Below are 24,498 nucleotides of genomic sequence, written 5' to 3'. Positions count from 1 at the left end.
GCTGAAATCAGCCCCTCCGGCGCTTGAGGAGCGGGGTCTGGGGCGGTGCCCCAGCTGAGGGAAGGGGCGGGGAGGGGAAAGCGTCGCTCAGCCGACGCGGTCGGCCCAGTGCCCCATCACCTCACTGCGCCGCAGCCGGAACCAGTAGAAGCCGTGCCCGGCCAGGGTGAGCAGATACGGCAGCTCGCCGATGGCCGGGAAGCGGACCCCGCCGATCAGCTCGACCGGATGGCGGCCCGCGAAGGACTGCAGGTCCAGCTCGGTGGGCTGGGCGAAGCGCGAGAAGTTGTTCACGCACAGCACCAGGTCGTCCTCGCCGTCCCGGGTCCTCGGGGCCTCGCGCAGGAACGCGAGGACGGCCGGGTTGGAGGACGGCAGCTCGGTGAAGGAGCCGAGCCCGAAGGCGGGGTTCTGCTTACGGATCTCGATCATCCGGCGGGTCCAGTGCAGCAGCGAGGACGGGCTGCTCATGGCCGCCTCGACATTGGTGACCTGATAGCCGTAGACCGGATCCATGATGGTCGGCAGGAACAGCCGCCCCGGATCGCAGGAGGAGAAGCCCGCGTTCCGGTCGGGGGTCCACTGCATGGGGGTGCGCACGGCGTCGCGGTCGCCGAGCCAGATGTTGTCGCCCATGCCGATCTCGTCGCCGTAGTAGAGGATCGGCGAGCCGGGCAGGGACAGCAGCAGCGCGGTGAACAGCTCGATCTGGTTGCGGTCGTTGTCCAGCAGGGGCGCCAGTCGTCTGCGGATGCCGATGTTGGCCCGCATTCTCGGATCCTTGGCGTACTCCGCGTACATGTAGTCGCGCTCTTCGTCGGTGACCATCTCCAGCGTCAGCTCGTCGTGGTTGCGCAGGAAGATGCCCCACTGGCAGCCGGAGGGGATGGCGGGGGTCTTGGCGAGGATCTCCGAGACCGGATAGCGGGACTCGCGCCGCACGGCCATGAAGATGCGCGGCATCACCGGGAAGTGGAAGGCCATATGGCATTCGTCGCCGCCCGCCGAGAAGTCGCCGAAGTAGTCGACGACGTCCTCCGGCCACTGATTGGCCTCGGCCAGCAGCACGGTGTCCGGATAGTGGGCGTCGATCTCGGCCCGGACGCGCCTGAGCATCTCATGTGTCCGGGGCAGGTTCTCGCAGTCGGTGCCTTCCTCGGCATACAGATATGGGACGGCGTCGAGCCGGAATCCGTCGATGCCCAGGTCCAGCCAGAAGCGCAGGGCGGCCAGTACCTCCTCCTGGACGGCGGGGTTCTCGAAGTTGAGGTCCGGCTGGTGCGAGAAGAAGCGGTGCCAGTAGTACTGCTTACGTACCGGATCAAAGGTCCAGTTGGACGCCTCGGTGTCGACGAAGATGATCCGCGCGTCCTGGTACTGCTTGTCGTCGTCGGCCCAGACGTAGTAGTCGCCGTACGGTCCGTCCGGGTCGCTGCGGGACTCCTGGAACCACGGATGCTGATCACTCGTGTGGTTCATGACAAAGTCAATGATCACGCGCATCCCGCGCTGATGAGCGGCGTCGACGAACTCCACGAAGTCCGCGAGGTCCCCGAACTCCGGCAGCACGGCGGTGTAGTCCGAGACGTCATAGCCGCCGTCGCGCAGCGGTGAGGCGAAGAACGGCGGCAGCCACAGGCAGTCCACGCCCAGCCACTGCAGATAGTCCAGCTTGGCCGTCAGGCCCTTGAGGTCGCCGACGCCGTCGCCGTTGCTGTCCTGGAAGGAGCGGACCAGGACCTCGTAGAAGACCGCGCGCTTGAACCAGTCGGGATCGCGGTCGCCCGCGGGCGTGTCCTCGAATGTGTCCGGTACGGGCTCGTTGACGATCATGTTGTGGGTGACCCTCCGATCGGTGAGGACGGTCGCAGGGACAGCACATGCGCCGGAGCCGTGTCCCGCCCCGGCTCCAGGCGCACATAGTTGTCCCTGCCCCAGTGATAGGTCTCGCCGGTGAGCTCGTCGCGCACCGGGACGGACTCATGCCACTCGAGGCCGAGTTCCGGCATGTTCAACGAGACCGTCGCCTCCTGGGTGTGGTGAGGGTCGAGGTTGACGACCGTGACCACACACGAGTCGCCCGCACGCTTGGAGTAGACGATGACGGAATCGTTGTCGGCGTGGTGGAATCTGAGGTTGCGCAGCCGGCGCAGGGCGGGCTGGCGGCGGCGCACCCGGTTCAGCCGGGCGAGCAGCGGGGTGATCGTTCTTCCCTCGCGCTCGGCCGCCGCCCAGTCGCGCGGCCGCAGCTGGTACTTCTCCGAGTCCAGGTACTCCTCGCCGCCCTGCCGCACCGGGGTGCCCTCGCACAGCTCGTAGCCCGCGTAGACGCCCCAGGCGGGGGAGAGGGTGGCGGCGAGCACGGCCCGCACCTCGAAGGCGGGGCGGCCGCCCTCCTGGAGGTAGGCGTGCAGGATGTCGGGGGTGTTGACGAAGAAGTTGGGCCGGATCCAGGCGGCCGCGTCCCCCGACAGCTCGGTGAGGTAGTCGGTGAGCTCCTGCTTGGTGTTCCGCCAGGTGAAGTAGGTGTACGACTGGTGGAAGCCGACCGCGCCCAGGGCGTTGAGCATCGCAGGGCGGGTGAACGCCTCGGAGAGGAAGAGGACATCGGGGTCGCTGCGGTGGATGTCGCCGAGCACCTTCTCCCAGAAGACCACCGGCTTGGTGTGCGGATTGTCCACGCGGAAGATCCGCACCCCGTGCGCCATCCAGAAGCGCAGCACCCGCTCGGTCTCCCGGACCAGCCCGTGGAAGTCCCGGTCGAAGGCGAGCGGATAGATGTCCTGGTACTTCTTGGGCGGGTTCTCGGCGTACCCGATGGTGCCGTCGGCGCGCTGGTGGAACCACTCGGGGTGCTGGGAGACCCAGGGGTGGTCCGGGGAGCACTGGAGCGCGAAGTCCAGCGCCACCTCCATGCGCAGCTCCCGGGCGCGCGCCACGAAGTGGTCGAAGTCCTCGAAGGTGCCGAGGTCGGGGTGGATCGCGTCATGGCCGCCGTCGGCCGAGCCGATGGCCCAGGGCGAGCCCACGTCGAAGGGGCCCGCGGAGAGCGTGTTGTTGGGGCCCTTGCGGAACGCGGTGCCGATGGGGTGGATCGGCGGCAGATAGACCACGTCGAAGCCCGCGGCGGCGATCGCGGGCAGCCGCTCGGCGGCGGTACGCAGGGTGCCGCTGACCGGCCGCCGCCCCTCGGACACCTTGGCGCCCTCCGAGCGCGGGAAGAGCTCGTACCAGGAGCCGAACAGCGCGCGCTCCCGGTCCACCTGGAGCGGCATGGGGCGCGAGGAACTGACCAACTCCCGCAGCGGGTGGCGGTCGAGGGCCGCGGTCACATCGGGCGCGAGGGCGGCGGCGAGCCGGTCGGCCACCGGGCGGCGCTCGTCGCGCAGCCCGTCGACCGCCGCCAGCACCGCCTCCCGGCCGTCGTTCTTGGGCACTCCGGCGGCGGCCCGCTCATGCAGCCGGGCCCCCTCCTCCAGGACCAGATCGGTGTCGATCCCGGCCGGGATCTTGATGCGGGCGTGATGGCGCCAGGTGGCGATCGGATCGCTCCACGCCTCGACCGTGTACGTCCAGCGGCCGGGCGCGCCGGGGGTGACCTCGGCGCCCCAGCGGTCGGTGCCGGGGGCGAGTTCACGCATCGGGGTCCAGGGGCCGGAGCGGCCGGACGGATCCCGGAGGACCACATTGGCGTTGACCGCGTCATGGCCCTCCCGGAACACGGTGGCACTGACCTCGAAGGTCTCGTCCACCACCGCCTTGGCGGGGCGGCGGCCGCAGTCGATCAGCGGGCGGATATCCAGAATGGGAATGCGACCGATCATAGGATCACCTGACGGCAGTGCGGATGGAGGCGCGGGGGCGGCTTTTGTCCTTTGTATCGGTTTTGCCGCCGGGCGTTGGGTTGCGGGCATGACAGCTCCTGTCCGCGTTCACTCTGGTGGGCGGATGGGGTCGGCCATGGGGGGCGCGCGTGGAAAGCCTTCCCCCGCGGAACGGGGAGACAATCCGGGTTCCCGTTAACTACCGGTTCGTAACGCGGGGTACACGAATCGACCCCGCCCGTAGGCGGGGCCGTCCACTCGATACGTTCTGTGTTTACGTCAGTTGGCCACCCGCAGCAGACGGTTCGGCGAGCCCGGACCCGCACCGCGCACCCGGCCCTTGCTCGCCCCGGCCGTCAGCGCGGCCCCGACCTGGGCCGGAGTCGCGAAGCGATGGCCGGCGAGATACAGCGCGGCGGCGCCCGCGACATGCGGGGCCGCCATCGACGTACCGGAGAGCGTCCTGACCGCCGTGTCGCTCGCGTCGGACGCCGAGACGATCCGGTCCCCGGGCGCGAACAGGTCAACTCCCGGGCCCCAGTTGGAGAAACCCGAGCGCCGGTCGGCGCGGTCGGTCGCGCCCACCGTGAGCGCCCCCGGCACCCGGCCCGGCGAGAACGAGGCGGCGGACCGGTCCTGGTTGCCCGCCGCCACGGTGAAGACCAGACCGGCGGCGATCCCCGCCCGTACCGCCGCGTCCCACTCGGGCAGCGGAGTCGCGGCCGCCGAGCCCAGACTCAGATTGACCACCGCGGGCCGCCTGGCGTGTCGCAGCACCCAGTCCATTCCGGCCAGCACCTGCGCGATGGTCCCCTCGCCCCGGTCGTCCAGCACCCGGACGGCCACGATCGCGGCCTCCTTCGCCACGCCGTAGCGCGCGCCCGCCGCCGTCGCGGCCACATGGGTGCCATGGCCATTGCCGTCCTCGGCCACCGGATCGTCGTCCACGAAGTCCCAGCCGGAGCGGGCCCGGCCGCCGAAGTCCTCATGGGAGGTGCGGACCCCGGAGTCGATCACATAGATCGTGGTGCCGCGCCCGCCGCCACGGGGCGCGGTGTACGCCCCGTCCAGCCGCCGGTCCGGCTGGTCGATCCGGTCCAGACCCCACGGCGGCCGCGCCCGGCCGCGCGGTGGGGCCGGTAACCGCGCCCGGGACCAGCGCAGCGACACCCGCTCGTCCCGGGTCACCGAGGCGATGCGCGGATCGGCCGCCAGCCGCCCGGCCTGTGCCGCGTTCGCCCGTACCGCATAGCCGTTGAGCGCGGTGCGGTAGACCCGGCGCACCCGCGCCCCGTACCGCTCGACCAGCGCCCGGCCCGCCCCGGACGCCGCCATGGGCACTCCCGGGCCCCGCTTCAGGGCGACGATATAGCCGTGGTCCGCCGCGATATGGCCTTGGGTCCCCGCTCCGCCCGTGGCCTGGACCCCCTGCGCGGGAACGGTCTGAGCGGGCGACAAGACCACCAGGACCACCGCGACGACGGCGGCCGGCGCCGCCACCCTCCGACGGGGGCCCGCGGATGCGCATGCCATGGAACGATCCCCTCCCCAACTCGACGGCGCAAGCGTCGCGTGGGACGAAAGATCCCGACAAGGGCGCATCAGGGGGCGTAGAACGCGACGGCCTCCCTCGACAGCAGCCGCAGCGCCGCCTCCGACGGCGACCCCGGCTCCGCCCCGTACATCAGCAGGGCCTGGCCCCCCGAGTCCGGCAGCCGGGTCATCTCGAAGTCCAGCTCCAGGGGCCCCACCAGCGGATGGTGGAAGGACTTGGTGCCGAAGGCGCACCGGCGCACCGGGTGGCGCGACCACAGCGCCGCGAACTCCCCGCTCCTCATGGTCAGTTCGCCGACCAGCTCCGCCAGCCGCCGGTCGTCGGGGTGCGCCCCGGCCACCAGCCGCAGCGAGGAGACCGCGCGCCGCGCCTCGCCCTTCCAGTCCGGATACAGCTCACGGGTGTGCGGATCGAGGAACAGCATCCGCTGGGTGTTGGGCCGGTCGTCGGGGTGCTCGGGCGCGTCGGCGGGCAGATGCCCGGCGATCAGGGCGTGCCCCAGCGGATTCCACGCCAGGACGTCGAAGCGCGCACCGAGGACCACGGCCGGTACGCCGTCCATCGCGGCGAGCAGCCGCCGGGTCGCCGGGCGCGCGGACTCGGCGCGCCGCGCGGGGCGGCGCCCGGCACGCGGCGGACGGGCCAGGTTGCCGAGGTGCGCCCGCTCGTCCGGGCTCAGCCGCAGTGCGCGGGCGATGGCGTCCAGCACCCCGTCCGAGGCACCGCTGGACTGGCCCTGCTCCAGCCGGGTGTAGTACGCCGCGCTCACCCCGGCCAGCTGCGCCAGCTCCTCGCGGCGCAGCCCCGGGACCCGGCGCCGGGTCCCGTACGCGACCAGGCCGACGTCCTCCGGGCGCAGCCCGGCGCGGCGGGTGCGCAGAAAGCTCCCCAGCTCGGCAGGTGTGTCCATACCGACCAGTGTCCGGTACGGGCACGCGCCGTGCCTGTCCCTGTGAGGGTCAGGCACGGCGCGGCCAGGGGGGATCACTCGTGGGCGATCACCTGTACGTGATGTCGGAGCTGCTGTACTTGCAGTAGGTGCCGTCGGGGCCGCTGCCGTTCTTGCTCGGCTCGGCGCCGGTGTTGTTCCCGATGTACTTCTGGCACGGGACGATCTTCTTGCTGCTGTCGCCGACGATCGTGATCCCGCGCAGGGTCAGCGAGTCGCCGTAGTTGGTGTTGATCCCGCCGATGACCTTGCCGGGGGCGGTGATCTCGGTGTTGCTCACGTTGATCGTGCGCTTGTACTGCGAGGAGCAGTTGCCGCAGGAGCGGACGAAGGTCGAGAAGTCCTGCCCGGCGAAGCCCGAGATGTTGAGCGTGCCGCCGCCGTTGAACTGGAAGATCTTGTCCGCGGCCTTACGGGCGCCGCCACCGATGACATTGAACGTCTTGCCGGTGCCGCGGAAGGTGGCGGCGTCCTCGCCGACGTCCTCCCACCAGACGTTCTGCAGGGTGCAGCTGCCCTCGCAGTGGACGCCGTCGGCGGCCGGGGCGCCGAGGATGACGTTCTTCAGGGTGGCGCCGTCCTTCAGCTCGAACAGCGGGCCCTGGTCCTCCTCCTGGCCGTCGCCGCCGAGGTCGCCGGAGCCGTAGTAGCGCTTCATACCGCCGTCGGTGGTCCCGCTGACGCCGATGGTCTTGGAGACCGCCTGCGGGGTGCCGCTGGGCGTGGGCCAGGTGGCGGCGGAGGCCGTGGGCAGGGTCAGCCCGGTGGTGATCGCGCCCGCGGTGAGGGCGACGGCGCCGAGGGCCCCGGCTATCGCCCGGTGCCGCTTGGTGCGTTGTTCAGCCATGTCGGATCTCCTTCTCTGTGGGGGTCTCACGGGGTGGTGATGGCCGGCCGCGGCGGGGTCGCCATCTTGTCGCCGATGAAGAAGCTGGGGTGCGGGGGCTGGTTGTAGGCCGTGTTCTGCCAGGCCAGCGCCTCGCGGTACTGCCGGTCGTGGAGCAGCGTGGTGATCTTCCGGTCGGTCTCGTACGGCGTGGAGTAGATCCGCAGCGCCTTGTTGTCGCTCGTCGGCCAGACCACCTCCTCGCGCCAGTCGCCGAGGATGTCGCCGGACAGCGACGGGGTGGCCTTGGTGCCGTTGTCGGAGTGCACTCCGGAGCCGGTGAGCAGCCGGGTGTCACCCGAGGTGCCGTACTTGTCGATGTGGGTGCCGTCCAGCAGCTCGCGCACCGGATCGCCGTCCCACCAGGCCAGGAAGTTGATCGAGGAGGGCTTGCGGCCCTTGGTGCCGCCGCCCTCGTCGCGGATCTGGCCGTCCCGCGCGGACCACATCTCGGCGCCGTCGCTGCCCGCCCAGATGTCACCGGCCACGCCGCGCCCGTTGTCGCCGCCGGACGCGGTGGACCAGAGCACCTGGCCGGTGCGGGCGTCGGCGAGGTACGAGCCCGGCTTGGCGGAGTCCTCGTCCACCTTGAAGTACTCAAGACCCGCCCGTGAGGGGTCGAGGTCGCCGAGGTGGGCGGCGTCGCCGTGGCCGTTCTTCGTGGTCCACAGCCCGGAGCCGTTGTCGTCCACGGCCATCGAGCCGTAGACGATCTCGTCCCGGCCGTCGCCGTCCACATCGCCGGTGGCCAGCGCGTGGTTGCCCTGGCCGTCGTAGCCCTTGCCGGTGTTGGTGGAGCTGTTGGTGTCGAACGTCCACTGGCGGGTGAGCTGGCCTCCGCTGAACCTCCAGGCGGAGATCACGGTGCGGGTGTAGTAGCCGCGCGCCTCGATCAGCGAGGGGGTGGAGCCGTTGAGATACGCCGTCCCGGCCAGGAAGCGGTCCACGCGGTTGCCGTAGGAGTCGCCCCAGGAGGAGACGGTGCCGCGCGGCGGGACGTAGTCCACCGTGCTCATCGCGGCGCCGGTGCGGCCGTTGAACATCGTCAGATATTCCGGTCCGCTGAGCACATAGCCGCTGGAGTTGCGGTAGTCGGCGGAGGCGTTGCCGATCGTCTTACCGGCGCCGTCGACCGTGCCGTCCGCGGTCTTCATCGCGATCTCGGCCTGGCCGTCGCCGTCGTAGTCGTACACCTGGAACTGGGTGTAGTGGGCGCCGGAGCGGATGTTGCGGCCCAGGTCGATACGCCACAGCCGCTGCCCCTGGAGGGTGTAGCCGTCGACGATGGTGTTGCCGGTGACGCCCGACTGGGAGTTGTCCTTGGCGTTGGTCGGCTGCCACTTCAGGACGAAGTCCAGGTCGCCGTCGCCGTCGAGGTCACCCACGGAGGCGTCATTGGCCTCGTAGGTGTAGTCCGAGCCGCCCGCCGGGGGTGAGATCGGCACGTCGTAGTACCCCGGGCGGAACTGGATCGCGCTCGGCGAGGCGGGCTGCTCCGCCCCGCCCACGATGGCCCGCACGGTGTAGTCGGCGCTGCTCGGGGCGTCCTTGTGGAGGTAATTGGCCGTGGTGATGGGGGAGGAGTTGACCTTGACGCCGCCCCGGTAGAGGTTGAACGTGACACCGTCCGGGTCGGTGGCCAGCCAGCGCCAGCTGACCAGGTTGTCATTGCCGGTGTGCACGCTCACCAGCCCCCGGTCCAGCTTCTCGAGCTGGGCCGCGGCGGCCGCCTTGGGGCCTGCGGCCCCCTTTGCACCCCCGGGTTCGGCGGCCCCCGAGACGCCTCCCAGCATGGTGACGGTCAGCGCGCCCGCCGCGCAGGCGGCGGCCAGCATCCGGCCGCGTGTCCTCCGCGCCGGGGATCTGGGCGGATGAGCGGGGGGCGGAGTGTGCGAACTGTCCCGAGAGCGCACGTGGTCCTCCAAGGCATGGGGGGAAGGTGTGCCCCGTAGTCGTCCCCTTGGCCGGAAAGGTTGCCGCCTTCGGGCCGACTTCTCGGGAGCGGGGCGAAACAGTCGAAACGGGGACTCGTCGGCCGCTACCGTCGAAGGGTGAAGGCCATTCGTCGATTCAGCGTGCGCCCCGTCCTTCCGGAGCCCCTGCGACCGCTCAACCGGCTGGCGCGCAATCTGCGCTGGTCCTGGCACCCCGAGACCCGCGAGCTCTTCGAGTCCGTGGACCCCGAGGGATGGCGGGAGTCGGGCGGCGACCCGGTGCGGCTGCTGGGCGCCGTGCCCCTCTCCCGGCTCGCGGACCTCGCCGAGGACCGCTCCTTCCTGCGCCGTCTCACGGCGGCCGCGGATGATCTGCACGACTATCTGACCGGGCCCCGGTGGTATCAGGGGCGGGTCGCCGCAGAGGACAGAGCCGGGCCGATCCCGGTCGAGTCCGCGGTTCCAGGGGCGCCTGTGTCAGCAGACGCGCCCGTGCCGTCAGGCTCGTCCGTACCCCCAGACGCACCCGCCGCCTCCGGGCTGCCCACCGCCATCGCCTACTTCTCGCCGGAGTTCGGGATCACCGCCGCCCTGCCCCAGTACTCCGGCGGCCTCGGCATCCTCGCCGGTGACCACCTCAAGGCCGCCAGCGACCTCGGCGTGCCTCTGATGGGCGTCGGACTGCTCTACCGCCACGGCTACTTCCGGCAGTCGCTCTCCCGCGACGGCTGGCAGCAGGAGCACTATCCGGTCCTGGACCCCGACGAGCTGCCGCTCACCCAGCTGTGCGAGACGGACGGCCGGCCCGTCCGGATCCCGCTCACCCTGCCCGGCGGCCGTCCGCTCCACGCCCGCGTCTGGCAGGCCCAGGTGGGCAGGGTGCCGCTGCTGCTGCTCGACTCCGACGTGGAGGAGAACGGCCACGGCGAGCGCGAGGTCACCGACCGGCTCTACGGCGGCGGCAGCGAGCACCGGCTGCTCCAGGAGATGCTGCTGGGCATCGGCGGCGTCCGCGCCCTGCGCGCGTACTGCGGGCTCACCGGCCACCCCGAACCCGAGGTGTTCCACACCAACGAGGGCCACGCCGGGTTCCAGGGCCTGGAGCGCATCCGCGAACTGATCGACGGCGGGGCCGACTTCGAGGCCGCCCATGAGGCGGTGCGGGCCGGGACCGTCTTCACCACCCACACCCCCGTGCCCGCCGGGATCGACCGCTTCGACCGCGAGCTGGTCGCCCGCCACTTCGGCGACGACGCCGAGCTGCCCGGGATCGAGGTCGAGCGGATCCTCGCGCTCGGTATGGAGACGTACCCCGGCGGGGAGCCCAACCTCTTCAACATGGCCGTGATGGGGCTGCGGCTGGGCCGGCGCGCCAATGGGGTGTCCACCCTGCACGGCCGCGTCAGCCGGGAGATGTTCGCCGGGCTCTGGCCTGGCTTCGACCCCGAGGAGGTGCCCATCACCTCCGTCACCAACGGGGTGCACGCACCCACCTGGACGGCCCCCGAGGTCACCCGGCTCGGCGCCCGCCAGTTCGGCCACCTCGGCGACTCCGAGCTGTGGGAGCTGCGCCGCACCCTGCGCAAGCGGCTGGTCGCCGAGGTCCGGCAGCGGCTGTACGCCTCCTGGCGGCAGCGCGGCGCGGGCACCGCCGAGCTCGGCTGGATCGACGGGGTGCTCGACCCCGACGTCCTCACCATCGGCTTCGCCCGCCGCGTCCCCTCCTACAAGCGGCTCACCCTGATGCTGCGCGACCAGGACCGGCTGATGGAGCTGCTGCTCCACCCCGAACGGCCGATCCAGATCGTCGTCGCGGGCAAGGCCCACCCGGCCGACGACGGCGGCAAGCGCCTCGTCCAGGAACTCGTCCGCTTCGCCGACGACCCCCGGGTGCGCCACCGCCTGGTCTTCCTGCCCGACTACGGCATGGGCATGGCCCAGAAGCTCTACCCCGGCTGCGACGTCTGGCTCAACAACCCGCTGCGCCCGCTGGAGGCATGCGGCACCAGCGGTATGAAGGCGGCCCTGAACGGCTGTCTCAACCTCTCCGTCCTCGACGGCTGGTGGGACGAGTGGTACGAGCCGGACTTCGGCTGGGCCATCCCCACAGCCGACGGCGACGCCATCGACGAGACCCGCCGCGACGACCTGGAGGCCGCCGCCCTCTACGACCTGCTGGAGCAGCGGGTCGCCCCGCGCTTCTACGACCGCGGCCTGGACGGCCTCCCCGGCCGCTGGATCGCCATGGTCCGCCGCACCCTCACCACCCTCGGCCCCAAGGTGCTCGCGGGCCGCATGGTCCGCGAATACGTCGAGCGCCTCTACGCCCCCGCCGCCCGCTCGCACCGAGCCCTGAACCTCGAGGCGGCCGCCGAACTGGCCACCTGGAAGACCCGAATCCGTGCCGCCTGGCCGGACGTCGCCGTCGACCACGTCGAGGCCCACCTCACCCCACCCGCCCCGGGCGGCGCCGCGGAACTCGGCTCGACGCTCTCCCTCCGCGTCCGGGTGCGCCTCGGCGGCCTGGACCCGACGGACGTCGAAGTCCAGGCCGTGGCCGGCCGCGTGGACGACACCGACCGCATCACCGACGCCACCCATGTCCCCCTCAAACCCACCGCGGGCCCCGACCTCGAAGGCAGCCGCCTCTACGAAGCCCCCCTGGCCCTCAACCGCACCGGCCCCTTCGGCTACACCATCCGCGTCCTCCCCACTCACCCCCTCCTCTCCCACCCCGCCGAACCGGGCCTCATCGCCATCCCCTCGGAGTCCACATCCGAAGCGGCGGGAGTCCTGATGCGCTGAGCCTCCGGCGGCTAAACTGGTGACGGACCGTCCGGCACGGGGGAAAGTGCCACCCCAAGCCCGACGTCTCGGGGTGCACGAAAAAAGCCGGCCGCCGCCCGCGTGGCGGCCGGAATTGCCGACGGTCCCGGAGAGCGCCGCTCTCCGGCTGTTCGTATTGAGATCTTGGACGTCGGCAGGACCTCAGCTGACCACCGTACGAGGTGGTCGGGCTGAGCTGCCTGCCGGGCCATCGGTTCGACCACCCGACTGAGGGGTGTGAGAACTGGTGGACTGGGACACCGTCACCCTGCTCGTGCTCGCCGCATTCGGCCTGGCCGGGCTGATACTCACCATGGCAGCGGAGCTCCTGTCCAAGATTCCGGCCGTCATCGAGGCCTGGCGCCGGGTCCGCGCGACATGGCGCGGGGGCGACGATGGCTAGGCGGCCAGCTTTGTGTGCACGTCGCGGCAGGAGAGCGCGAGCCCATCATGCTCCGCGAGAGCGAGGAGCTACGAGCGACTCAGGCAGGCCCTCGGTCGACGTCCGGCGGTACTCCACTCCTTGGGGGTGTAGTGAGTCAGCAACTCAGGCGGGACGACGATGAATTCCTCGGACTCCTTGATGTCTCGCAGCTGGGTGCCCCGTTGGCACTGCTGAACAGATCAATCCGGTACCAGGTACTCCCACCGCTTGACGTGAGCACAACTGCGTAGACCGGCCTTCTTGGCTGCCGCCCCCGCCTCCTCCGCGCTGTCCTTGACGATGTTGGCGGTCACGGCGAGCAGCAGCTCCATGCCGGGCTTGAGGTTCTGGATGACGCTGTGCATCGTGTACAGCTCTTTCGCGTACGCGTCCAGCTTGCCCAGCCAGGCGTTCAGTGCGGCCCGGTCGGCCGCGGAATCGGGTTGGGGCAGCTCTTTGACGTCCTTCCGCAGGTCCCTGATCAGAGTGTTCCGCTTGCGCACCTTCGTCAGGTCGTCCGATCCGAGTGTCTTGCCGTAGGCCAGGTCCCCGGTGAACCGGTCGGTGATGGTGTCGCACTTCTTGTCGGCGCTCTCGACCAGCCCGGGAGGCGACGACGAGCAACCGCCCAGGGCGACGACGGTGACCAGCGCGGCCGTACCGGCGGCGCTCGCTTGCCAGGGCGCGCGGGGCCGCTGTGGTCGATGGCAATAGGTGCTCTCGTCGCGCATGTCGTCCCGTTCCGCCGTGGGCCATGGCGGCCGGGACGCCCCGGCCGCCAGCCGGGATGGTCTCGCGGCTGCTGGGGACCCCTCCCCGGACCGTGCGCATCGCCGGGGAGGGGTCGAGTTGTCCGGTTGTGTACTGTCCGTCAGTCAATGTGCCTCGTAGGCTCGCGGGTTGGCTGTCCGCCTTTTCAGGAGGTGTCGTGCGAGACCAGAAGATGTACTGCTACACCTGCGGATCCGACGAGCTGCACCGTCGGCTCACCGCCGACGAGAAGTCCTGGCTGAAAAACCGCACGGGGCGGAAGACGGTCGAGGAGTTCTTCATGTGCAAGGCGCCGGACTGCCGCAATCTGCGGACCGGTTTCCAGAAGCGCCCCTTCGATCCCGTCATCCGCCTGCCCTTGCCCGACTGACCCTTCATGCGGCCACGGTTGACCTTGTCGCAGCGGCAGGGTTTCTACTGGCGGCATGCGTATCGGAGAGGGCGGCGAGGCCGTCAAGGGCCTGCGGGTCGCGCGGGTGGCGGTGTGGGTGGTGCTGCCCGCCGAGGTGGTCGTCGCGGTGTGTGTGGTGGCAGGCGTACGGATACCCGGAGCGGTTCTCGTGGGGGCCGAGGCGCTGGTCGCGACCGTGCTCGCGCTGGAGGCCGTCGTTCTGTGGCGGCTGTACGCCGTCCGGCGGCGGGCCGGGGCCGGGCGGCGGGACGCCATGCGAGGGGCGCTGCGTACGCTGGTACCGGTGGTCGCGCGCAGGCTCATCGTGCATGAGGTCCGGGCCCTGCACAGCGTCGGGCTGTGGGTGCTGCGCCGCCGTCACCAGGTCCCCGAGGGGGCGCTGGCCGCCGCGTACACCGGACCCCAGACGGCCATGATGTACGGGCTGCTCTTCGTCTCCGTGGTCGAAACGGTCGGGCTGGCGCTGGTGATCCCCTGGCCGGTCGTGCACGCGATCCTGCTCGTCGTCGATGTGTACGGGGTGGTGCTGATCCTCGCCCTGCACGCGTCCTGCGTGGTCCGGCCGCATGTCGTGGGATCCGACGGCTCGTTGCGCATACGGTTCGGCGCACTGTTCGACCTGCGGGTTCCGGCCGCCACCATCGCCGCCGCCCGGGTCGAGCGGCGCTACCCCGACGGACGGCTGCTGCAGGTGAGCGCGGACGGGGTGCTCGACCTCGCGGTGGGCAGCCAGACCACGGTGACGGTGGAGCTGACGGAACCGGTGGAGTTCGTGCGACCGCTCGGCGGGCCGGGCTTCGCCCGTACGCTCCGGTTTCACGCGGACGACCCGCGTGGAACGGTCGCCGCCCTCACGCGGGTTGGAGCCTCCGTTCCGGACCACGACAGGGGTCGTTGAACGCGGGACGAACATTGGATGAGAGGTGAGCCACATCGGCCACATGTGCGTTCGTGGAGCGTACATTCGCCCCCCTGAAGCCATTGCGTGCACGGGGGGCAATCGTGAAGTGGCTGGAGCAGTTGACGGCGCCCGAAAATCTGCTGGCGCTGCTCGGCGTCGTGGTGACGGTCGGGGGGCTGTCGTACGAGCGGCTGATTCCCGGGCGGAAGCGTATCGGCTATCGCGTGCAGATGGACACGTTGATAGACGACAGCACCCAGGACGGGCCGATTCATCAGCGGTTGCGGATGCTGGAGAATACCCCGGATCTGGCCGGGGCCTCCTTGGTGCTGTTGCGGATTGAGAATGATGGGTTTCGGAGCATTGACGCCGACGACTACATCACGGCGCCGGCGACGAATCACCGTGGGCTCACCGCGACCTTTCCCAATCGCACCGTGCGGGATGTGGCGGTCACCGAGCCCAGCCATCCGGATCTGCTGCGGCATCTGCCGCAGCGCGGGACGCCGGAGAATCCCGGGCTGGTCTGTGCGGGCAATGAGATCTCGCTGCCCCGGGTGCCGCTGAACAAGGGGGATCACTTCAAGCTGCTGGTGCTGCTGACGGGTGCCGGGACCGATAAGCCGCCGCATGTGGGCGGGCGGATCAAAGAGGGCAGGATCCGCAACAACGAGAAGTTCCGGCGGCCCAGCAATCGCATGCTCGGGCTGATCGGCAGTCTGCTGGCCATGCTGATGCTCCAGTCGTTCGGTATGCGGGTGTGGCGGGACGATCCGCTGCCGCGCGGCTGCGCCGAGGGGAATCTGACGATCGTCGGCTCGACCGCGTTCAAGCCGGTGACGCAGGACGCGGGCGAGGCGTATCAGGGCGACTGCCGGGATGCCCATGTCACCGTCGAGGCGCAGGGCAGTGGGCGCGGTACGAAGACGCTGATCGACGCCGGGGAGGCGGCGAAGGGCGGATTCCCGGGATATCTCGCATTTTCCGACGGCCCGGAGGGGGATGGGGACCCCAAGCTCAAGGAGCATCTGGTGGCGCTGTCCGTCTTCAGCGTGGTGGTGAACAAGGACGTACGGATGCCCGATCTCTCGCTCGAGGAGCTTCGCAGGCTCTATTCGGGCCGGATCACCAACTGGAACCAGCTGCCCGGCGGGCCCGATCTGCCGGTGCGGCTGGTGAGCCGGGACGCGAAATCGGGGACGCGCGGGGTGTTCGAGAACCGGGTGCTGGGGCGTAACGAGATCTCGCGGACGTCCGACAACTGCCGGACCCCGAAATTCACCGGGGACGCCGTCGTCCGCTGTGAACTCGACAGCACCGGCGAGGTGTTGAAGACGGTGGCGAACACCCCCGGCGCGATCGGCTACGCCGAATTGCATTCCGCCGAGGAGAGCGCCCGGAAGGGGAATCTCCATCTGGTGGCCCTCGACAACCGCAAGCCTTCCATCGACGCGGTGCGGGAGCGGATCTACCCCTTCTGGGAGCCGGAGTACGCGTACACCTACACCGCACCGCCCGCGAACTCCCTGACCTCGAAGTTCCTCGACTATCTGGCCGGGGACACCGGGCGGAACCTCATCGAGACCCACGGCCATCTGCCCTGCGCCGCCGCGGAGAACCAGCGGGCGTGCCAGTTGGCGGCCGGCGGGCGGTAGGAGATGGAGGGGTAACCGGTCGGCCGGGCTGGGCAGCCCGGCCGACCGGCGGGGTCACTTGACGTTCACGCCGCCCCAGGCGTTGTCGACCGCCTTGTACTCGGCGCTGCTCGCGCCGTACAGCGCCTTCGCGGCCTTGAGGGTCGCGGTGCGGGCCTTGGCGTAGTTGGTGGTCGAGGTCATGTACGTGGTCAGGGCCTTGTACCAGATCTTCTCGGCCTTGGCGCGGCCGATGCCCTTGACGGTGCGGCCGTCCTTGGTCGGGCTGTTGTAGGTCACCCCGCCGATGACCTTGCGGCCGCTGCCCTCGGACAGCAGATAGAAGAAGTGGTTGGCGATACCGGAGGTGAAGTGCGGGTCGTCGTCGCCCACACCGCTCTTCCAGTAGTCGTAGGACAGGCCGTCCTTGCTGGGCTTGTCCATGTAGCGCAGCGGGGTGCCGTCGCCGTTGATGTCGATCTTCTCGCCGATGAGGTAGTCACCGGGGTCCTTGGCGTTCTTGGCGTACCACTCCACGGCGGTGCCGAAGATGTCGGAGGTGGCCTCGTTGAGCCCGCCGGACTCGCCGCTGTACTCGAGGTTGGCGGTGGCCGAGGTGAGCCCGTGGCTCATCTCGTGGCCGGCGACGTCGAGCGAGGTCAGCGGCTTCTTGTTGCCCGCGCCGTCGCCGTAGGTCATGCAGAAGCAGTCGTCGTCCCAGAAGGCGTTCTCGTACGCGTCGCCGTAGTGGACGCGGGAGTACGCGGCCTTGCCGTTGCCCTTGATGCCGTTCCGGCCGAGGACGTACTTGTAGTAGTCCCAGGTCATGGCCGCGCCGTAGTGGACGTCCACGGCGGCGGTCTGCGCGATGGTGGGCTTGCCGTTGCCCCAGACGTTGTCGGCGTCGTAGAACGCCGACCCCTTCTTGGTGTCTTCCCACGCGTGCTTGAGGTTGTACGTCTGGTGGCCGCCGCGCGGGGCGTCCTTCAGCATCCACTGGCTGCCGCTGCGGACGCTGCCGACGGTGACCTTGCCGTTGTGCTGGCCGGTGCCGGTGCCGTTCTCGACGGCCTGGAACTCGTAGAGCTTCCGGCCGGAGTCGGCGTCGGTGATGACGTGCAGCTTGCTCGGCGTACCGTCCTTCTGCACCCCGGTGACGACCGTCTCGTACGCGAGCGTGGGCTTGCCGGTGGCGGCCCAGATCACCTTGCGCGCGTCCTCGGCCCCCGCCTTCTTGTCGCCCGCGGCCCGCGCGGCGCCGAGGGCGGACCGCTCGGCGCCGGAGGGGGCGATGGCGGCGCTGGTGTCGCCGACCTCGATGTCGGCGTCGGTCGCCTTGTCGACACCCTGGGAGGCGCCGGTCGCGGACTCATGGACGATCAGATCGCCGCCGAGGACCGGCAGTCCCGCGTAGGTGCGCTCGTAGCGGGTGTGGGTGGTGCCGTCGGCGTCCTTGACGACGTCCCTGACGACCAGCTTCTCCTTGGCACCGAGCCGCAGCGACTTCGCGGTGGAGACGGCGGTGGAGCCCGCCTCCCGCAGCAGCTCGGCGCGGACCGAGGGGGAGAGCGGGACGGTGGCGGCACCCGAGGGGGTGGCCGAAGGAGCCGAAGGAGCGGCCGCGTTCGCGGATCCGGCGGTGGCGCCGGCGACGAGCAGGGAGGCGGCCAGGGTCGCCGCTCCGGCGGCGAGGGCGGTACGCGAGCGTCTGAGACGGGATATGCCGGATATGGCTGACGTCGAACGTGAATCCACGCGTATCTCCAGTTGTGTTGGGGAGTTGGGTGAAGCTTCCGCCCAACGCGACAAAGATGTCGCTTTACCGTGGATGAAACATACCGGTGCCCGGGGCCTCAGGCCCCGGGCACCGGCAGAGTGTCGTGCGGTAACTCAGTTGGTTTTACTTGACGTTGACCCCGGCCCAGGCGGCGTCCACGCCCTTGGACTCGGCGCTGTCGGCGCCGTACAGGTCCGTGGCGGCCTTCTGCGTGGCCTCACGGGCGGCGTGGTAGTCGGTGTTGGAGGTCATGTACGTGGTCAGGGCCTTGTACCAGATCTTCTCGGCCTTGTCCCGCCCGATGCCCTCGACCTTGGAGCCGTCGGAGGTGGGGCTGTCGTACTTCACACCGTTGATCTCCTTCGCGCCGCTGCCCTCGGACAGCAGGTAGAAGAAGTGGTTGGCGACACCGGAGGAGTAGTGCACGTCCTGGTCGCCCACGCCGTCGGACCAGTTGTCCGCGGACTGGCCGTCCTTGCTGGGCTTGTCCATGTAGCGCAGCGGGGTGCCGTCACCGTTGATGTCGATCGCCTCGCCGATGAGGTAGTCACCGACGTCGGTGGTGTTCTTGACGTTGAACTCCACCGAGGTGCCGAAGATGTCGGAGGTGGCCTCGTTGAGGCCGCCCGACTCGCCGCTGTACTCCAGGCCCGCGGTCGTGGAGGTGACGCCGTGGCTCATCTCGTGGCCCGCCACGTCGAGCGCGGTCAGCGGGGCCTTGTTGCCCTGGCCGTCGCCGTAGGTCATGCAGAAGCAGCTGTCGTCCCAGAAGGCGTTGACGTAGCTGTCGCCGTAGTGCACGCGGGAGTAGGCGCCCTTGCCGTCGCCCGCGATGCCGTCGCGGCCGTGCACGTTCTTGTAGTAGTCCCAGGTGGCGGCGGCGCCGTAGTGGGCGTCGACGGCGGCGGTCTGGGGGTCGTCCGGCTTGCCGGTGCCCCAGTTGTCGTCGTCGTCGGTGAAGGCCTTGCCCTCGCCGTCCTCCTTGTTCTCCAGGTTGGTGGTCTTGTGGCCGCCGCGGTCGGCGTCGGTCAGGGTGTAACCGCTGCCTTCCTTGCTGGTGCCCAGCTCGACCGAGCCGCTGTACTCGCTCTCGCCCTTGCCGGTCTCGATGCCCTGGTACTCGTAGAGCTTCTTGCCGGTGGCGGCGTCGGTGATGACGTGCAGCTGGTTCGGGGTGCCGTCCTTCTGCACCCCGCCGACGACGGTCTCGTAGGCGAGCACGGGCTTGCCGTCGGCGGCCCAGATCACCTTGCGCGGGGCCTGGTCGGCCGCGGCCTTGGCGGTGTCGTCGGCCTTGGCCAGCTTGACGGCCGACTTCGCCGCGGCGCTCGGGGCGATCCCGGCCGTGGTGGAGGCGACCTTGACGGTGGCCTTGGTGGCCTTGGTGACACTTCGGACGTCACCGCCCTTGGCGCGGTGGACGATCAGGTCGCCACCGAGGACGGGCAGTCCGTCGTAGGTGCGGTCGTAGCGGGTGTGGGTGGTGCCGTCGGCGTCCTTGATGACGTCCTTGACGACCAGCTTCTCCTTGGCGCCGAGGCCGAGCGACGAGGCGGTGTCCGCCTTGGTCGTGTTGGCCTCGCGGAGCAGCTCGGCACGGGCCGAGGCGGTGAGCGCCGTGGGCTGGGCGCCGGACTTGGCCGGGGCGGCACCCGCGGTGCCGGTGCTCAGTCCGGAGGCGAGCAGGGCCGCCGCGGCGACCGCGGTACCGGCGGCGATGGCGGAACGCCGCTTCGCCGCACCGGATATGGGCATGCTGAAGGTCTTGCGCACGCGATCTCCTCGTTGCTGTGGGGGGTCAGCGCCGGACTGCGGGGAAGTGCGGTCCGGTGCTGAACAAGAGGTACTGATGCGTAATGCGTTGGGCAGACTGTCACACAAGTCCGGGACATGTCACGGGTTTCACGACAGGTCGAAGGGAAAATGTTCGTTGAATGCTGATCAACCTTCGGATTCCGGACAGGCGTATGTAAGAGTCATGGACTGAAAATGGGCTAAAAGAGGCGCCGCCAGGGGGAGTCGGGTCGACCCCTGGCGGCGCCTGTCCTGGGTGAGCCTCGAGGCTCGGTCAGAACGTCAGTGCGTCAGAACCTTCAGAACGTCAGCTTCCAGCTGTTGATGTAGCCGGTGTCCTGGGCGTACATGTCCTGCACCCGCAGCTTCCAGGTGCCGACCGCGGTCTCGGAGGACGCGTTCACGGTGTACGTGGTCCGCACATCGTCCGCCGAGTCGAAGAGGCTGCTGTCCTTGAGCCGGTAGGCCGTACCGTCCGGGGCCACCAGGTCGATCACCAGGTCGCCGCGGTAGGTGTGCACGATGTCCACGCCCACCTGGAGGTTGCTGGGCGCGTTGCCGGCCCGGCTCACCGAGATCGGCGAGGTGATCGGCTCACCCGCGTCCGGGATGGCGATGTCCGCGGTGTTCTCGAAGACATTGCCGCCGCTGGTGCCGACCGTCCAGGTGAAGGACGCCGTACCCGTCTTGCCGGCCGAGTCGGTCACCGTGACGGTCACCGAGCTCGACCCGACGGTGGTCGGGGTGCCGGAGACCAGACCGCTGGCGGAGTCGATGGCCAGGCCCGCGGGGAGCCCGGTGGCCGCGTAGCTCAGCGCGCCCGGGTTGGAGCTGGTCGCGGTGATCTGGAGGCCGGTGGCCTGGTTGACGACGCTGGTCTGGTCGCCGGGCGGGGTGACGGTGACGCCGTCGGCGATCCGGGTGCCGACGTTGACCCCGGCCCAGGCGTTGGCCACCGCGTTGTACTGCGCGCTGCCCTGGCCGAACAGCTCGCCCGCCGCCCACAGTGTGGCGTCGCGGGCGCCCGCGTAGTTGGTGTTGGAGGTCATCCGCTGGCTCAGCGCCTTGAACCAGATCTTCTCCGCGTTGTCCCGCCCGATGCCGGTGACCGGGAGGTTGTCGTACGTCGGGCTGTTGTAGCTCACGCCGTTGATGACCTTGGCGCCGCTGCCCTCGGAGAGCAGGTAGAAGAAGTGGTTGGCGATGCCGGACGAGTAGTGGACGTCCACATTGCCGACACCGGAGTACCAGCTGTCCTTGGAGGCCCCGTCCTTGCTGGGCTTGTCCATGTAGCGCAGCGGGGTGCCGTTGCCGTTGATGTCGATCTTCTCGCCGACGAGGTAGTCACCGGGGTCGTTCGCGTTGTTCGCGTAGAACTCGACGGCGGCGGCGAAGATGTCGGAGGTGCCCTCGTTGAGCCCGCCGGACTCACCGCTGTAGGTGAGGTTGGCGGTGGCCGCGGTGACACCGTGGCTCATCTCGTGCGCGGCGACATCGATGGAGGTCAGCGGCTTGGCGTTGCCCGAGCCATCGCCGTAGGTCATGCAGAAGCAGGCGTCCTGCCAGAAGGCGTTGACGTAACCGCTGCTGTAGTGGACCCGGGAGTACGCCCCGACGCCGTCGCCCCGGATACCGGTGCGGCCGTGGACGTTCTTGTAGTAGTCCCAGGTCTCGGCGGCGCCGTAGTGCGCGTCCACCCCGGCGGTCGCGGCGTCGGAGGTGGTGCCGTTGCCCCAGACGTCGTCGGCGTCCGTGAAGAGCGTGCCGGTGCCCGAGGTGGAGCGGTTGAGGTTGTACGTCTTGTGGTTGCCGCGACCGGAGTCGGTGAGGTTGTACGAGCCGGCGCTGCCCGAGGTGCCGAGGGTCACCTGGCCGCTGTACTGGCTGTTCCCGGTGCCCTTCTTGACGCCCTGGAACTCGAACAGCTTCTTGCCGGTGGCCGCGTCGGTGATGACGTGCAGCTCGTTCGGAGTGCCGTCCTCCTGGAGGCCGCCGACGACCGTCTCGTAGGCGAGGGTCGGGGTGCCCTTCGCGGCCCAGATCACCTTGCGGGGCGCCCGGTCGGCGGAGGTCTTCCGCGAGCCCTGCGCGTTCGCCGCCTTCACGGCGGCCTTCTCGGCGGTGGCGGGTGCGACGGCGGCGCTGGTGGTCGGGACGGTCAGCCGGGCCTTGGTGGCCTTGGCGACGGTCAGCGGCGCGCCGCTCTTCGCCCGGTCGACGACCAAGTCGCCGCCGAGGACGGGGAGTCCGGCGTAGGTGCGCTCGTAGCGGGTGTGCGTCGTGCCGTCGGCGTCCTTGACGACGTCCTTGACGACCAGCTTCTCCTTGGCCCCGAGCTTGAGGTCCTGGGCGGTCTCGCCCTTGGCGGCGTCCGCCTCGCGGATCAGCTCGGCGCGCTGGGCGGGGGACAGCTTCACGGGGAGGGCGCCGCGGTCGGGGGCGCCGGAGATCGTGCGGGCGGCGGGACGGTCGGCGGCGTTCGCGGCCTTCGCGGAGTCGTCCGGGCGGGCGGCGGCGGTGCCGCTCTGGAAGCCGACGCCGATCATCGCCGCCGCGACGACCAGCGCACCGGTCGCGATGGCCCGATTGCCCGGGGTGCGACCGGATCTGCGGCTACTGGGTCTGAGGTGCCGTTGGGGGAGCGATCTCACACTGACTCCTTCTGCGCTGGCCGCGCGGTGGCACGGCCGGGACGACCGGGCGGCTGGGTCGCCGTCCGGGCAGGGCAGGGCAGAACGCGTGCTGGTGTGGAGGGTGGCTGTGGCTGTCGCTGTGCCTGTGGCTTCGGGCGCGGCTGTGGGCTGGGGGAAGCGCCGCGCCTCGGCCGAGGGAAGAGTGGCACCAATGGACTCGACCTGTCAGGATCGCGACAAAAACTTGTCCGGAAAGTGTCCGTTGACAGGTGTGCCGTGTTCATATGACGGTGATTTACGGTCAATTTCGGTAAGGGGTGATGTCGGTGGCGTATCCCAGCATCACCTGCCATGTCCCACCCCTTACGTCCCACCCCCATGCCCCCGAACTCGGCGAACCCGATCCCCGCCGTCAGCGCACGGCGGAGTCGAAGCGCGGCTCCTCGCGCAGCAGGGCGCTCAGATCGGCACCGGGGCGCAGCTCCGCCGGGTCCTCGCCCCGGCGGAAGAGGATCGCCCCGGCGTCGATGCCGCCCAGGGTCAACCGGTCCGCGTTCCGGCGCAGCCAGGTGCCCTCGCGGAGGCCGAGCACGGGGACGTCGTTCTCCTCGAGGAACTGCTCGAGTCGCTGGGCCCGGGTCTCGCCCATGTGAGCGGTGTCCGGTTTGGCGTCGAGGTAGTGCGGGTTGATCTGGAACGGCAGCAGGCCCAGCGCCTCGAAGCTGGGCGGCTGGACGATGGGCATGTCGTTGGTGGTGCGCAGGGTCGGGCAGGCCATGTTGGTGCCCGCGCTGGAGCCCATGTAGACCGCGCCCGCGGCCACCCGCTCCCGTATCGCCCGGACCAGATCGCGCTCGTGCAACGCCTTGAGCAGCCGGAAGCTGTTGCCGCCGCCGACGAACACCGCCCGTGCCCCGCGCACCAGACCGGCCGGGTCGTCGGCGGTGTGCGCACCGGTGACCTCCACGCCCAGCGGCTCCAGGGCCGAGGCCACCTGGGCGGTGTAGCCGTCGTGGTCGGCCAGCGCGTACGGCACGAAGACGAGCCGGCGCGCGCCGTCCAGCACCGAGGCGATCTCCTCCCGTGCGTGTTCCAGATAGCCACGGCCGGGCGCGGCGGAGTTCGACAGCAGCAGCAACTGCATGAGGGGGCCTTTCCGAGACGGGTCACAAGGGAGGCGGCGGGACGCCGGGTGGCCCGCCGCCGACGCCGCGCCGTTCAGCGCCGCTCGCCGTGCGGGGCGCGCCGGGGCCGGGCGGGCGTCAGTGCCCGGCCCAGATCGGCGGCGCCCTGGAGCAGCGGTGCCACCAGCTGCTCCCGGCGTGGGCGCAGCACCTCGGGGGTGGCGGCCAGGGTCAGGGTGCCCACCGGACGTCTGCCCACCAGAACCGGCGCCGCGAGCGCGGCGGTGTCCGGATCGTACTCGCCCTCGGAGTAGGCGTAGCCCTCGCGCCGCACCTCGGAGAAGCGCTCCTCCAGCCGCATTGGATCGGTCAGAGTGTGCTCGCCGAAGCGCGCCATCGGGCGGCCGTACAGCAGGACGGCCCGGTCACCGGGCGCGAGCATACCGAAGTAGGCGCGGGAGGTGGCCCCGGCGTGCGCCGGGTACAGCTCGCCCGCCAGTACGTAGTAGCGCAGCGGGCCGGTGGCCCCGTCCACCGCCGCGACGCAGCGCATATGCACCCCGTCCGGGACCGCGAACAGCGCGTTCACCCCGACCGCCCCGGCCAGCGCCTCCAGGGTGGGCCGGGCCAGGCTGGCCATGCCGCCGCCTCGCTCCCACACCCAGGACAGATGCCACACCGCCGGGCCCAGCCGGTAGCGGCGTGAGCGCTTGTCGGAGACCAGGAAGCCCCGGTAGGCGAGCGCGGCCAGCAGCCGCTGGGCCACCGACTTGTCCAGCCCGAACTCCTCGGCGATCTCGGTGACGCCCCACTCCGGGCGCTCCCGGTCGAAGGACAGCAGCACATTCAGCACGCGGTCCGCGGTCTGGAGGGGTGGGGCGCCGGTTACGGGCGTCTGCTCAGCCATGACGAAAGGGTAAACATTCTCGGATATAGAGAAAACATTGCGCACTGTGCGACACCGGGCGGACCCTGGCGGGGCCGGCGCCGGGAGGATCCCTGGCCAGGCCGGTGCCCGGTGGCAGTGCCCGCCCCGCGCACCGCTTCCCCGCTC

General features: G+C 70.2%; 17 protein-coding genes. 5 read left to right on the top strand and 12 right to left on the bottom strand.

Features of this window, described 5'->3' with window-relative positions; all coding sequences use genetic code 11:
* Positions 1-87: 87 nt before the first annotated feature.
* From treS to J2Z30_RS09550, 6 genes are all read right to left on the bottom strand, one after another.
* A complete protein-coding gene (treS, locus tag J2Z30_RS09575) occupies positions 88-1,833 on the bottom strand; it encodes a maltose alpha-D-glucosyltransferase (protein WP_044569755.1) in 1,746 nt (581 codons plus the stop codon).
* Positions 1,830-3,824 carry an alpha-1,4-glucan--maltose-1-phosphate maltosyltransferase gene (locus J2Z30_RS09570; protein ID WP_044569752.1) on the bottom strand — a complete coding sequence of 665 codons (1,995 nt, stop codon included), beginning with the start codon at positions 3,822-3,824 and terminating at the stop codon, positions 1,830-1,832. The genes treS and J2Z30_RS09570 overlap by 4 nt, the downstream gene beginning before the upstream one ends.
* A 279-nt stretch (positions 3,825-4,103) precedes the next feature.
* On the bottom strand, positions 4,104-5,357 hold the full coding sequence (locus tag J2Z30_RS09565) for a S8 family peptidase (RefSeq protein ID WP_044569749.1): 1,254 nt from the start codon (positions 5,355-5,357) through the stop codon (positions 4,104-4,106).
* Between the two features lie 68 nt (positions 5,358-5,425).
* Entirely contained in the window at positions 5,426-6,289 is an 864-nt protein-coding gene (locus tag J2Z30_RS09560) for a helix-turn-helix domain-containing protein (protein WP_044569746.1), read from the bottom strand.
* A gap of 88 nt (positions 6,290-6,377) precedes the next feature.
* Entirely contained in the window at positions 6,378-7,175 is a 798-nt protein-coding gene (locus tag J2Z30_RS09555; protein WP_044569744.1) for a pectate lyase, read from the bottom strand.
* A 26-nt stretch (positions 7,176-7,201) separates the two neighbouring features.
* Complete coding sequence (locus J2Z30_RS09550; protein WP_372453253.1) at positions 7,202-9,049, bottom strand: rhamnogalacturonan lyase; 1,848 nt, start codon at positions 9,047-9,049, stop codon at positions 7,202-7,204.
* Positions 9,050-9,265: 216 nt separating this feature from the next.
* Between J2Z30_RS09550 and glgP the strand changes: the two genes are divergently transcribed.
* Both glgP and J2Z30_RS09540 read left to right on the top strand, forming a co-directional pair.
* On the top strand, positions 9,266-11,953 hold the full coding sequence (gene glgP, locus J2Z30_RS09545) for an alpha-glucan family phosphorylase (RefSeq protein ID WP_044569741.1): 2,688 nt from the start codon (positions 9,266-9,268) through the stop codon (positions 11,951-11,953).
* A 268-nt stretch (positions 11,954-12,221) separates the two neighbouring features.
* Positions 12,222-12,377 carry a hypothetical protein gene (locus J2Z30_RS09540; protein WP_209468625.1) on the top strand — a complete coding sequence of 52 codons (156 nt, stop codon included), beginning with the start codon at positions 12,222-12,224 and terminating at the stop codon, positions 12,375-12,377.
* 221 nt (positions 12,378-12,598) lie between these two features.
* Here J2Z30_RS09540 and J2Z30_RS09535 read toward each other — a convergent pair whose 3' ends face one another.
* On the bottom strand, positions 12,599-13,129 hold the full coding sequence (locus J2Z30_RS09535; protein WP_044569739.1) for a hypothetical protein: 531 nt from the start codon (positions 13,127-13,129) through the stop codon (positions 12,599-12,601).
* Between the two features lie 212 nt (positions 13,130-13,341).
* On the opposite strand from J2Z30_RS09535, the gene J2Z30_RS09530 reads away from it, so the two are divergent.
* The 3 genes from J2Z30_RS09530 to J2Z30_RS09520 all read left to right on the top strand — a co-directional run bounded on the left by J2Z30_RS09530 (position 13,342) and on the right by J2Z30_RS09520 (position 16,137).
* Positions 13,342-13,539 carry a hypothetical protein gene (locus J2Z30_RS09530; protein WP_078957305.1) on the top strand — a complete coding sequence of 66 codons (198 nt, stop codon included), beginning with the start codon at positions 13,342-13,344 and terminating at the stop codon, positions 13,537-13,539.
* Positions 13,540-13,594: 55 nt separating this feature from the next.
* Positions 13,595-14,479, top strand: a complete 885-nt coding sequence (locus tag J2Z30_RS09525) for a hypothetical protein (RefSeq protein ID WP_044569737.1) — start codon at positions 13,595-13,597, stop codon at positions 14,477-14,479.
* Between the two features lie 104 nt (positions 14,480-14,583).
* Positions 14,584-16,137 carry a phosphate ABC transporter substrate-binding protein gene (locus tag J2Z30_RS09520; protein WP_044569736.1) on the top strand — a complete coding sequence of 518 codons (1,554 nt, stop codon included), beginning with the start codon at positions 14,584-14,586 and terminating at the stop codon, positions 16,135-16,137.
* 54 nt (positions 16,138-16,191) lie between these two features.
* Here J2Z30_RS09520 and J2Z30_RS09515 read toward each other — a convergent pair whose 3' ends face one another.
* From J2Z30_RS09515 to J2Z30_RS09495, 5 genes are all read right to left on the bottom strand, one after another.
* Positions 16,192-17,871, bottom strand: a complete 1,680-nt coding sequence (locus J2Z30_RS09515; protein WP_078956630.1) for a M4 family metallopeptidase — start codon at positions 17,869-17,871, stop codon at positions 16,192-16,194.
* A gap of 145 nt (positions 17,872-18,016) precedes the next feature.
* On the bottom strand, positions 18,017-19,648 hold the full coding sequence (locus tag J2Z30_RS09510) for a M4 family metallopeptidase (protein WP_044581367.1): 1,632 nt from the start codon (positions 19,646-19,648) through the stop codon (positions 18,017-18,019).
* A gap of 338 nt (positions 19,649-19,986) precedes the next feature.
* Entirely contained in the window at positions 19,987-22,233 is a 2,247-nt protein-coding gene (locus tag J2Z30_RS09505; protein ID WP_044569735.1) for a M4 family metallopeptidase, read from the bottom strand.
* A 499-nt stretch (positions 22,234-22,732) separates the two neighbouring features.
* Entirely contained in the window at positions 22,733-23,464 is a 732-nt protein-coding gene (pepE, locus tag J2Z30_RS09500) for a dipeptidase PepE (protein WP_044569733.1), read from the bottom strand.
* Positions 23,465-23,538: 74 nt separating this feature from the next.
* Positions 23,539-24,351 (bottom strand): IclR family transcriptional regulator, encoded by an 813-nt coding sequence (locus J2Z30_RS09495; RefSeq protein WP_044569732.1) that lies wholly within the window; start codon positions 24,349-24,351, stop codon positions 23,539-23,541.
* Positions 24,352-24,498: the final 147 nt, after the last annotated feature.

It is taken from the genome of Streptomyces iranensis (genome assembly GCF_017874715.1).
GTDB classification, from domain to species: domain Bacteria; phylum Actinomycetota; class Actinomycetes; order Streptomycetales; family Streptomycetaceae; genus Streptomyces; species Streptomyces iranensis.
Note: the sequence above shows the minus strand (reverse complement) of the source record. Positions and strands in the feature narration are given on the sequence as shown.

Excerpts from the sequence above, each read along its gene's own strand:
- J2Z30_RS09550 (WP_372453253.1), bottom strand. The coding sequence starts at position 9,049 with ATGCTGGCCGCCGCCTGCGCGGCGGGCGCGCTGACCGTCACCATGCTG.
- J2Z30_RS09510 (WP_044581367.1), bottom strand. The coding sequence starts at position 19,648 with ATGCCCATATCCGGTGCGGCGAAGCGGCGTTCCGCCATCGCCGCCGGT.
- J2Z30_RS09565 (WP_044569749.1), bottom strand. The coding sequence starts at position 5,357 with ATGGCATGCGCATCCGCGGGCCCCCGTCGGAGGGTGGCGGCGCCGGCC.
- J2Z30_RS09530 (WP_078957305.1), top strand. The coding sequence starts at position 13,342 with ATGTACTGCTACACCTGCGGATCCGACGAGCTGCACCGTCGGCTCACC.
- J2Z30_RS09505 (WP_044569735.1), bottom strand. The coding sequence starts at position 22,233 with ATGATCGGCGTCGGCTTCCAGAGCGGCACCGCCGCCGCCCGCCCGGAC.
- pepE (WP_044569733.1), bottom strand. The coding sequence starts at position 23,464 with ATGCAGTTGCTGCTGCTGTCGAACTCCGCCGCGCCCGGCCGTGGCTAT.
- J2Z30_RS09495 (WP_044569732.1), bottom strand. The coding sequence starts at position 24,351 with ATGGCTGAGCAGACGCCCGTAACCGGCGCCCCACCCCTCCAGACCGCG.
- J2Z30_RS09535 (WP_044569739.1), bottom strand. The coding sequence starts at position 13,129 with ATGCGCGACGAGAGCACCTATTGCCATCGACCACAGCGGCCCCGCGCG.
- J2Z30_RS09560 (WP_044569746.1), bottom strand. The coding sequence starts at position 6,289 with ATGGACACACCTGCCGAGCTGGGGAGCTTTCTGCGCACCCGCCGCGCC.
- J2Z30_RS09525 (WP_044569737.1), top strand. The coding sequence starts at position 13,595 with ATGCGTATCGGAGAGGGCGGCGAGGCCGTCAAGGGCCTGCGGGTCGCG.
- J2Z30_RS09555 (WP_044569744.1), bottom strand. The coding sequence starts at position 7,175 with ATGGCTGAACAACGCACCAAGCGGCACCGGGCGATAGCCGGGGCCCTC.
- J2Z30_RS09570 (WP_044569752.1), bottom strand. The coding sequence starts at position 3,824 with ATGATCGGTCGCATTCCCATTCTGGATATCCGCCCGCTGATCGACTGC.
- treS (WP_044569755.1), bottom strand. The coding sequence starts at position 1,833 with ATGATCGTCAACGAGCCCGTACCGGACACATTCGAGGACACGCCCGCG.